6 protein-coding genes and 1 pseudogene are annotated in these 9,657 nt (G+C 60.4%); 1 reads left to right on the top strand and 6 read right to left on the bottom strand.

Features of this window, described 5'->3' with window-relative positions; all coding sequences use genetic code 11:
* Nucleotides 1-278 precede the first annotated feature (278 nt).
* The 6 genes from Q0025_RS14295 to Q0025_RS14320 form a co-directional block, all read right to left on the bottom strand.
* Nucleotides 279-1,667 carry a HAMP domain-containing sensor histidine kinase gene (locus Q0025_RS14295; RefSeq protein ID WP_297300287.1) on the bottom strand — a complete coding sequence of 463 codons (1,389 nt, stop codon included), beginning with the start codon at nucleotides 1,665-1,667 and terminating at the stop codon, nucleotides 279-281.
* The gene (locus tag Q0025_RS14300; RefSeq protein WP_297300289.1) at nucleotides 1,654-2,361 is read right to left on the bottom strand and encodes a response regulator transcription factor; all 708 of its coding nucleotides are present in this window, start codon (nucleotides 2,359-2,361) and stop codon (nucleotides 1,654-1,656) included. Before Q0025_RS14300 ends, Q0025_RS14295 begins: the two co-directional genes overlap by 14 nt.
* Nucleotides 2,362-2,653: 292 nt before the next feature.
* Complete coding sequence (locus Q0025_RS14305) at nucleotides 2,654-4,465, bottom strand: hypothetical protein (RefSeq protein WP_297300291.1); 1,812 nt, start codon at nucleotides 4,463-4,465, stop codon at nucleotides 2,654-2,656.
* A gap of 209 nt (nucleotides 4,466-4,674) precedes the next feature.
* Nucleotides 4,675-6,399, bottom strand: a complete 1,725-nt coding sequence (locus Q0025_RS14310) for a hypothetical protein (protein ID WP_297300293.1) — start codon at nucleotides 6,397-6,399, stop codon at nucleotides 4,675-4,677.
* A gap of 376 nt (nucleotides 6,400-6,775) precedes the next feature.
* Nucleotides 6,776-7,735, bottom strand: coding sequence for a hypothetical protein (locus Q0025_RS14315; RefSeq protein ID WP_297300295.1), 960 nt, complete (start codon nucleotides 7,733-7,735; stop codon nucleotides 6,776-6,778).
* 136 nt (nucleotides 7,736-7,871) lie between these two features.
* Nucleotides 7,872-8,273 (bottom strand): NADH:ubiquinone oxidoreductase subunit NDUFA12, encoded by a 402-nt coding sequence (locus Q0025_RS14320; protein ID WP_297300296.1) that lies wholly within the window; start codon nucleotides 8,271-8,273, stop codon nucleotides 7,872-7,874.
* Nucleotides 8,274-8,697: 424 nt separating this feature from the next.
* Between Q0025_RS14320 and Q0025_RS14325 the strand changes: the two are divergent.
* Nucleotides 8,698-9,657, top strand: a pseudogene (locus tag Q0025_RS14325) (vitamin B12-dependent ribonucleotide reductase); the annotation flags it as partial.

Raw genomic sequence — 9,657 nt, forward strand, 5'->3', positions numbered from 1 at the left:
TGACGACGAACGTATAAGGCCGCTGCAGCGCGATCCTGACAATGCCGATCATGCGGTTAAAGCAACTCCCAGGTTGCCGGTATGAGGTTCATGTCTTGAGCTTCGATCTGCATCCCGGCCAAAAAAAGGAATATGCCAGATACAGGTTGCGTCAAGAGCGCAAAAAACACCCCGCGCCCAGCGACGCCAAGCACGATGTCCGGATACTAGTGCGCTGCAGAAAGCGTTGGTACTAAATAAAAATTTGGTATCGAATTGGTAATTTTGGCATCCAAAGCTCAATGCGTTTGGTGGCTTCGCGGTCTGAGCTTTTTGACGTTTTCTTGACGCGCCGGCACGATCTCGAGACAGGCGCCCTGCGATGTTTCGCCGAGCCGCAGCGTAAGCCCGTGCACGTCCGCAATGGTCGCCGCCATGTTGAGGCCCAGTCCATTGCCGGGCAGATGTCCGGTCGCGGCGGCGCGATAGAACCGCTTGAAAATCTTGTCGCGGTCCTGGGCCGCGATGCCCGGCCCATTGTCGCGAACTTCGACCCGCGGCCCATCCGGCGTATGTCCAACCGAGACTTTTACGAGGCCGTTCTTCGGCGTGAACTTGATGGCATTGTCGATCAGATTCGTCAGCGCTTCGTGCAGAAGGTCTTGATCGCCGACGAAAGAAACCTTGCTGGGCGCCTCAAGCGTCAGCGTGATCGATTTCGCTTCCGCGAGGGGCTCGTAGAAATCCACGATATCGCGACAAAGCTTGACGAGATCGAGCGGCGCGAAAGCGCTGCGCTGCAAACCGCTTTCAAGTTGGGAAATGCGGAGCAACGCCGTCACCGTCGTCAAGGCGCGGTCGAGATCGGCGAGGATTTGCCGGGCTGTCGCGCGCAATTGTTCCTCCGGCTCGTCGAGCGCCCGCTCGAGCCGCAGATGCGCGACGGTCAAGGGCGTGCGCAAATCATGCGCGATATTGTCGCCGACCTGCCGCAACTGGTTTACCAGCCGGGCGATCTCATCGAGCATGCGGTTGACCGAGCGCACGACATCATCGATCCCGTCCGGAACACGGCTGGCCGGCAGCCGCTCATGCAGATCGCCCTCGACCACGCGGTCTATGGCGAGGTGGATCGCGTTGAGCCGGCGCGCCGCGCGCAGGCTGAGGACAATGCCGGCAATCAGCGAGAGAAGGATCGTCGGACCGATGCCGATCGCCAGGGCGCGCAAGACGGACTGTTGCAGCGCGCGAATCTCGTAGAGCCCGCGGCCCATGATCAGCGTCCCGCCATCCGGCCGCACACGGCCGACGAAGAATGCCGATTCACGGCCGGTCCCATCCGGCGTTGTCGTCCAAGTAATATGGCTACGGCCGTCGAGCGGGACCGGCGGCAGCGCCGTCACGTTGCCGTAGAGATATTTGCCCTTAGCATCGAAGAGACCGACATATTCGATCTGGCGCAGATCGCGGGTCAGGCGCCGTTCAAGCTCCGGCATGAGGCGCGCAGCCGGCTCTGTGGCGGCCTTGGCCACCTCGTCGGCGAGCGAAATACGCGCGCGCGCCATATCGGAATTGGCGACACGCCAATAGACAAAGCCGAAGACCGCCGACGTCGCAAGCGTTACAACAAGCGCAAAAACAACGGCTAAGCGAAAGGCCGTCGAACGGAGGAGCTCACCGATCCCCATGCAGCATAAATCCGGTCGCGCGGACCGTCTCGATCAAGGGAACTTCGCCGCTGCCGTCGACTTTGCGGCGCAGCTTGCCGATATGGACGTCGACGACATTCGTTTGCGGCAAGGTTTTGAAATTCCAAACGTCGGTCAACAACATGGCGCGGGTGACGACCTGGTTCGGATGGCGCATGAAATATTCGAGAAGCTCGAACTCGCGCGGCAGAAGATCAAGCGTGCGATCGCCGCGCCGAACCGTCCGCTCGATCAAATCCATGGTCAGCGGCCCGACCCGAAGGACAGAAACCCGCGAGTCGGCCGACCGGCGCCGTAAAACCTCGACCCGGGCGACCAGTTCATCGATCGAAAACGGCTTGATCAGATAATCGTCGCCGCCGGCTTTCAGGCCGCGTATGCGATCGTCGACCGATGACAGAGCGCTGACGACGAGCACGGGGACCCGATTGCCCTCGTTGCGCCAAGTTTCGAGCATCGGCAAGACATCGGTGCCATGCAGCAACCGATCGATGACCATCACGGCCGGCGCATGGATGCGGATCGCATCGACCACTTGATGCACGGAATCGGCGATCCGAACAGCGTAGCCCTGGCGTTCCAAGGCCAATGAAACTTCTTTGGCAGTCTCAAATTCGTCTTCGATCAGCAATACCGCCGGACGATCCGAGGCCTCAGAAACGCCGGCAGCCATCGCTCTCGTTCCATTAAGCATATGAAAATGGCTCCGTTCGTCCGCTGCGCAGACGACGAAAATTCGCGTCTCGTGTATAGCAAAACCACGTGCGCAGCGCAGAAAAAAGGCATGCATTTCCCCAGCCAACTAAAAACTCATTTAATATTCGGCTCATGAGGGACCGGCAATGGCAAATATATTTACAAACCCTATAGCTAAGGCCGAGCCGTAATCGCGCCGGACGCAGGCACGAGGACAAAAGAAAAGCGGGCCGAAGCCCGCTTTCCAATTTCCAGATCCCTGGCGCTGATCAGTATTTGGTGACCAGCGGGGGCGCCGGCGGCGCCGGATCGAACGGATAGTAGCGGAACGACACGTAGCCAGCCTGCTCGTTGAAGCGCGGCGAGCCGGCGAAGGCGGTCAGGCCCGCCGAAGTCCCCGTCCCGGAGAAGAGTTCGCGTTCGATATACTCATATTCCAGGCCGACCCTGACCGAGCCAAAGTCGCCCTGATAAACCTTGTCCCAGAGACCAGCGGTGATTTCCCAGACATCCTTGGTATTTGCAGCGCAAGTACCGCCGATGAAGTCACAGCCGCTGTTGTTGGCCGTGGGGAGGCTGTAACCGAAGAGTGCTCCCGTCGTCGCGGTCGAGACACCGCGCGACAGAATCCGCTCCTCGCCGCCATAGGCATAGAGGTCGAGTTGCGGCGTGGCATGGACAATCGCGCCACCCATGAAGGTCATTTCCGGCAGAGCGTAAAGCGAGCCGTCCGGATTGAAAGTCGCGTTGCTGAGCCCGCCCGAACCGTAGCGGCCGATGCCGCGGCCGATCATGGCCGTGCCTTGCAGGTCAACCCAGTGCGGAATAGCCGCTAAAGCAATACTGCCGCCCGCTCCCCAGCCCGACGTGTCATGTCTCACAAAGGTACCAGGGAAACCTGTCGGTTCCACGCCGTCATAGAGATCGGTGTAGAGGCCATACCCTTCGATATGGACCGTGCGATCCATGAAGGTCGGCTCCCACGCCGCTTTCACGACGAAGTCCGGGATGTGATTGAACGAGTAGGTCGTGGTTTGGTTGAGGAGGCCACCGCCGATAGACGTCTGATTACAAACGGCGGTGCCAGCGCCCGGGATTGCGGCGGTGCCGACAGTGGCGCTGCCGCCGATCGTGGTGCCGCCACAGCCCGTGATGCCGGCGGTCTGCGGCATTTCCGCCGAAGCCGCAAGCCAGAATTGGCTGCCGAAGTTCTTGACAAGGCGGAACTGCGGCGTACGCGTCCAGTTGAAGCCGACGACGTACTGTGCGTCGATCGTCAGCGGAATGTCTTCGTTGCGCGGCGTGATGCCCTTGGTGTTGAGCGTCACGAGCGACCAGGTCTGACCGCCGAGGATGTGGAAGCCTTCGCCCATCCAGTCGATCGTCGCATACATGTGACGAATGCGCGGATTGTAGGAGTTGCTTTCGTTGGAGTTGGCCGTATTGGCCGCGCCGAGGAAGTCGAGCTCGGCATAGCCTGAGACCAGCACATCCGGATTGTAATTGCCCTGGACCAAAACGGACACGCGGCTCTGCCGCGCCGTGCCGCGCAACTCGTTCAGATGTGCGAGTGGGCTGTTATATTCGGGGATACCGCCGAACGGGGTATCAAAGTCGGCGCCTTGGTCACGCGAGCGGTACACACCTTCCATCGCGAAGAAGCCGCCGGGGGTGATGGTGATACCGTTCAGGTGGAATTTCTTGTCCCACGGAACCGGCGGCGCATAAGGCGCCGCTTGCGCCTGGAAAGAGTCCGACTTCACCTGAACCTGGTGGATTTGCACGCTGTGCTTATCAACCTTTTGCTCAAGGTGGTGGAGTTGCGCCTTGAGGGCGCGAATCTCAGCCGCGAGTTCGGCGTTCGTATCGTCCGCCTTGGCAGCGACGCTGCCGGTCGCGAGCAGCGCGACAAGCGCGGCGCCGCCCAAAAGGTGGCGGCCGAGGCCGCCGAGCCGACGCGCAACTCCGGCCGAGCCCGAAGCGGGCGGCAGCGCGGACGCGTCGTCGCAAGTTACGATGTTTTTCACTGGATACCCCCGAGAAGGTCTACGAGCCAATTCCTGACGGTAAGCTCGTTTCAACCATTCTCGTGGTTATTGGCGCGAGGCTGGACTTTTGTGACAGTTCAGCGCCGGTTCCTTAAAAATATTTTTAATATCGCTTCGGTCAATCCGGATAAATTCTTGTTTTAAAATGTTTTATAAGCTTTCGGCATAGCTTGCGCGCGGCGACGCTTATGTTCATTTGCCGCGCGCTGTAGCGTGGATGTTACAGTCAGTGTGACATTGGCTTACTGGAACGGATAGTAGCGGAAGCTGGTCAGAATCATGTGGTCGTTGGTATTCGCGCCAAGCGGCCCCGAACCGGGCGGAAGGCCGCCGCTGCCCGCGAAGAGCGCGCGCTGCGTATAGGAATATTGCATGCCCACCCGGACGCTGCCGAAGTCGCCGTGATAGATGCGATCCCAAAAGCCGCCGGTGACTTGCCAGATGTCCTTGGTAACGCCGTTGCAGGTTGAAGCCGCCGCGGTTTCGGTATTGCAGCCGGTATTGTTGGCAAGCGGCGAGCCTGGGCCGTTGACGGTGCCGCCAAGGAAATAATCGCCATATTCATGCTCGATGCCCGCCGCGGCCCAAAGATCGAGCTCAGGTGTCGCGTGCAGCGTGAAGAAGCCGAGCGCGATTGTTTCGGGAATCGGCGACAGCGAGCCATCGCGGTTGAAGGTCGCCGTCGGCAGGGTCGAGACGCCGTAGCGGCCGATGCCGCGGCCAGTCATGGCATTGGCCTGGAAGTCGAGCCATTTCGGCAAAACCGGAATGATCACGCCGCCGCCGACGCCCCAGCCGGTGCGATCCGTGCTGTGAAACGAGGCGCCGGGATCTTCGACACGGTCATAGAGGTCGCTGTAGAGACCAAAGGTCTCGAAATGCATGGTCCGGCCAGCGAAGGTCGGGTCCCAGGCGACTTTGGCGAGGACGTCGGGGAGCCGGTTCAGCGAGTAATTGGTGTTGCCGTTGAAGAAGTGCGTTCCCGCCTGCGAACAATAGACGCTGACGCCATTGCCGATCGGATTATAGACGCCAGGGGCGGCGCATGCCGGCGAATAGGTCGTTTCCGGCTGCTCGGCCGCGATGGCCGCGCTGAAATCGCCGAAGTTCTTGGTGATGCGCACGCCGGGCTGGCGCGCCCAAACCGAGCCCGGGATGAAGTTGCCGTCGATGAAAGGCGCAAAAATTTCGGTCCGCGGCTGGATGCCCTTGCCGTTCGTCGTCGCCAGCGTCCACGATTGCCCGGCAAGCACGCTCCAGCCGGTGTCGCGCCAATCGATCGTCGCATAGAGGTTGCGAATGCGCGGCGTGTACGAATTGCTGTCGACCTGATTGGCGGTGCCCGCCGCGGCCAGGAAATCGAATTCGCTGTAACCGGAGACCAGCACCGCCGGATTGACATTGCCCTGCGCCAGCAAAGAAAAGCGGCTCTGGCGCGCGTCGAAGCGGAATTCGTTGGTGTGCGCAAGCGGCAGATTGCGCATCGGGATGCCGTTCCAATTCGTGTCAATGCCGGTCGAATCGCCGCGCGAGCGCCAGACGCTCGCCCCTTCGATAAAGCCGCCGGGCGTCAGCGTAATGCCGAAAAGGTGGAACTTCTTGTCCCAGGGCTGCGGCGGGACATAGGGCCCCGGCCCCTTGACGACGGGGCCCGCCAGCACCGGGGCGCCTTGCGCCACGCGGACACGGGCGAGATGTTGCGTCTCCCGCTTTTGGGCGCGCATCTCGCGTTTCAGCTCGGCGACCTCGCCCATCAAAGCGTCAAGGCGCTGCTCCAAGCGCTGCTCGTTGGCGGATTGCGCCTGTGCCGGATTGGCGAGGCTCGCCGCTGCAAAAGTGGCGAAGGCAGTGCCGACGGCCAGCGCGTTTCGCAGAAGAACTGAGGATGCGATGGCTTTACTCGGATGAAGCGTCCGCAGCGTCTGCGCGCGCCCGGATACACCTGTGGCCTTGGCTAAATTTTTCACGTCTTTCCCCCCTGCCCAGTCTCGGCTAACGGACTGTGATTCTTTAAAATTTCTTGTTTTCAGATCGTCAGAGACGAGAGAAATCGTCGCCCCACGGGCTGTCATCTTTTTGCAATAAATTAAATTAGGCGAGGAAGGACGGACGCGTAAATAGATTATTAGCCGCCGCGATCAATACACTTCAAATATAAATAGCTCTGTTGCATTTATATCATAAGTATAGTTCGACCTAAGCCTTTGATTTTATGTATCAAGCTCTTTTCTGCATATTAAATATTTTTTTAATGCCGCTTATATCGGCGAAAAAAATAAGCGGCAATCGGAGTTTGCGATAAACCCGACTGCCGCTCAATTTTACTTGTTCTACTTTCGGAAATCAGAACGCGAGGCGGCTCGTCAAGATCACCGCGTGGTCGTAGGTCGGCGTCAAAGCCGGCGTCAGAACCGGCGGCTGCGGATCCAGCGCGAATTGGTAACCGACGCCGATAATCCCCTTCAGTCCGTTGCCGAGCGCGAAACGGCCGAAGACGATGCCCGGTGTGAGGAAAAGCTGGTTGCGATGGGCGCGCTGCAGGCCGTCGAACCAATAGGTGTCGTTGAATTCGAGCTCCGGCCAGAAATATTCGAGGAAATGATATTGGAACGCGACATTGGTGACCAAGGCCGTGCCGATGATCGATTCATGCGAGGTGGGAATCGGTACGCCGACGGTCGCCTGGATGTCGAAATCGCCCCAGCCCTTGCCGCCTGCCAAGGTCGGCGTGATCACCCAGGCCTTGCTGGTGAACGGCGATGCGAGCATCGGCGCCTGCACGCCGAGGAAGGCCGAGAAGATATAATTGCCCTTGTCTTCCGGCGCGCTGAGGATGCGTTGCTTGATGGTCAGAAAATTCCAATCGGCGAATCCATGCGCCGGCGATTTGATCGTGCGCTCCTGATAGGCGGGCGCGTTGATCAAAATCTCGTTCATGGTCGTCGGAATCAGCTCGAGGCCTTTGCCGCCGTCGATATTGGTGAGCTGACCGCCGGTCCCCAATTGCTGGAATTGCGTATCGAAGCGAATCTCCTCTTCGAGCCGCGGCGTGACGGTTGCGATCGGCGTCATCCAGTGCGGCTGCGTCGCCTGTGCCTCATGCACGCGGTCGTACCAATGAACGAAATAATCGGTGATCGGATCGGTCGGCGCCGCATTGGTGAAGACCGGCGGCGCGTTGCTGTCCGGCAGATCGGCCGCCCGCGCCACCGTCGCGCCGGCGGTCAGCACGGTCATGCCAAGAAGACAAAAGATCACCTTTCGCGCGGCCGCGCGGCCGGCGATGAAACACCCACTCGTCATTGATAAGCCCCCTCCTGCGCTCTTTGCGCAGGCGACAAACTATATCGATACGAATACAGCTAGTGACATAAATTCTTTTTTAATACCCCGCTTCGTTCGGAAATGTGTCGCCGAAACCACGCCGATCGGAGGCTCGTCAGGGCGTCCAGGCCTCGTAATCGCCGGTTGCCGGCGGCCGCACGCCCGAGGCGAGTGTCGAGCCCGGCGGGCGCCAGGCCTGCGGCGTGCCGGTAAGATTGGGCTCATGCGGCAATTGCCAGTCGCGCGGCTTATAATTGTCGGCGGGCGGCGCGATGTCTGTCGTATGGTGCAGCCAGCCGTACCAGCCGGGCGGCGTCGCCGAGCCTTCGGCATAGCCGTTGTAGATCACCCAGCGGCGTTCGAAGCCCAGCGCCGGATCGATCGCCCCGCCCTTGGTGCGATAATAGCGGTTGCCGAACTCGTCCGTGCCGACCAGCTCGCCCTTGAGCCAGGTGTGAAACAGCGTGTTGAGCGTGGCGCCCTGCCACCAGGTGAAGATGCGCATGAGCCCAGCCATCGATCGCTCCAAAAAACTCATGAAAGAGTCTGCTGCGGCGCAAATATGCCAGCCAAGGCCCGATTGTCCATCGCCGTTCACGCAAGCTTCGCCCAGGTTTGGCACCCGATCGTGAGGCTGCGTATCGCCAAGCTGTGGATGATTCTGCTGCCGCCTGTTGATGCTGGGGATAGCGCGGATGACGGCGCGCGATGCGATCGCGGCGATTGCGGTGCGGCCCCCTCCGGGTCAAGATTTGGGCCTCGGCGCGACCTTGAAATTTTTAACCCTTGCACAACATTTTGTATCTAGGCTTCCCGCGCCCACTAGCATTAGGCTGAATTCGAGGCGCGCGAGTCGGACGGTTCGGCGCTTCGATCTTGAGGGCGCGGGATAGGACGAGGTCTCGCGCGGGGCATTATCTCAATCATCCGGGGCCAGGCACATGCGAATCGAGCGGCGCTACACCAAAGAAAACCAATCGCCCTATGCGGCGATCGAATTCCGCACGACGCGCAGCGAAATCCGCAATCCGGACGGCTCGACCGTCTTTGCGCTCGACGGCATCGAAGTCCCGGCCGGCTGGAGCCAGGTCGCGGCCGATGTGCTGGCGCAGAAATATTTCCGCAAGGCTGGCGTCCCCGCCCGGCTGAAGCCGGTCGAAGAGCCGAACGTCCCCGAATTCTTGTGGCGCCGCGCCGCCGACGACGAGGCGCTGGAAGAGCTGCCCAAGGCCGAGCGATTCGGCTCCGAAATCTCCGCCCGCCAGGTTTTCGACCGGCTCGCCGGCGCCTGGACCTATTGGGGCTGGAAGGGCAAATATTTTGACACTGAGGCCGACGCCCAGGCTTTCTACGACGAATTGCGCTTCATGCTGGCAAAGCAGATCGCCGCGCCCAATTCGCCGCAATGGTTCAACACCGGCCTGCATTGGGCCTATGGCATCAACGGCCCGAGCCAGGGCCATTATTATGTCGATTACGAAACCGGCAAGCTCGTGAAGTCGAAGTCGGCTTATGAGCATCCGCAGCCGCATGCCTGCTTCATCCAGTCGGTCGCCGACGATCTCGTCAACGAAGGCGGCATTATGGATCTATGGGTGCGCGAGGCGCGGCTGTTCAAATACGGCTCCGGCACCGGCTCGAATTTCTCCAAGCTCCGCGGCGAGAATGAAAAGCTCTCCGGCGGCGGCAAGTCCTCCGGCCTGATGTCCTTCCTCAAGATCGGCGACCGCGCCGCCGGCGCGATCAAATCGGGCGGCACGACGCGCCGCGCCGCCAAGATGGTCGTCGTCGATGTCGATCATCCCGATATCGAGGCCTATATCGATTGGAAGGTGAAGGAGGAGGAGAAGGTCGCCGCCCTCGTTGCCGGTTCGAAGGTGGTCAAGAAGGCGCTGAAGGCC

The sequence above is a fragment of the uncultured Methylovirgula sp. genome (assembly GCF_947646745.1).
Taxonomy (GTDB): domain Bacteria; phylum Pseudomonadota; class Alphaproteobacteria; order Rhizobiales; family Beijerinckiaceae; genus Methylovirgula.